Source organism: Dellaglioa sp. CoH-57-MRSF-20, assembly GCF_056781955.1.
This window is the reverse complement of record NZ_JBXAXV010000092.1, coordinates 1-502: the sequence shown is the minus strand read 5'-3', so window position 1 is coordinate 502 and position 502 is coordinate 1. Positions and strand designations below refer to the sequence as shown.

The following is a 502-nucleotide window of genomic DNA, read 5'->3' as shown; positions in this document are numbered from 1 at the left end:
GAGATGGTGATCTACGAACACGTGTGGCCGCATGAACGAAAGACGTGGGTCCGCCCTCATGAGCTGTTCTTCGGGACGCTTGAAAACGGAGACCCGCGCTTCGCCCCCATCTTTGACGAGCCGCAATAAGGAGTGAACATGGAGCTGCTTACCGTTGTATATGAGCCCGTAAGTGTGGACGTGGTACCCGACGCGATGATCAACACCTACGTCGAGACTATGATCACGCATCGTGGCGTGTACACGGTGGGCAGTTCCATCATCGTGGACGCCGTTTGTCGAGCTATCGCGCTTGACAAGATCGATCACCGTGATGTTGCGTTTTCGTTCGAGGGTCGGCTTCTGTCCGTCAACGCGTTCGGACGAATCCCAGAATGGCCTGTGGGATTTGCCGACATCTGGGACGGTATTACGTCTGACATACTGAAGGCCGGTATCGCCAAGAGCAAACGTAATTGACATGGACGCTGCTGATCTGTATAGTTTGCTTGAGGATTCGCTG

General features: G+C 54.4%; 1 protein-coding gene. It reads left to right on the top strand.

Going from position 1 to position 502, the window contains the following annotated elements; all coding sequences use genetic code 11:
- The first annotated feature begins 138 nt into the window (after positions 1-138).
- Complete coding sequence (locus AC1RPN_RS08280; RefSeq protein ID WP_481763730.1) at positions 139-459, top strand: hypothetical protein; 321 nt, start codon at positions 139-141, stop codon at positions 457-459.
- The last annotated feature ends 43 nt before the right edge of the window (positions 460-502 follow it).

What these genes read in the sequence shown, in the direction of transcription:
- AC1RPN_RS08280 (WP_481763730.1), top strand. Translation starts at nt 139, where the DNA reads ATGGAGCTGCTTACCGTTGTATATGAGCCCGTAAGTGTGGACGTGGTA.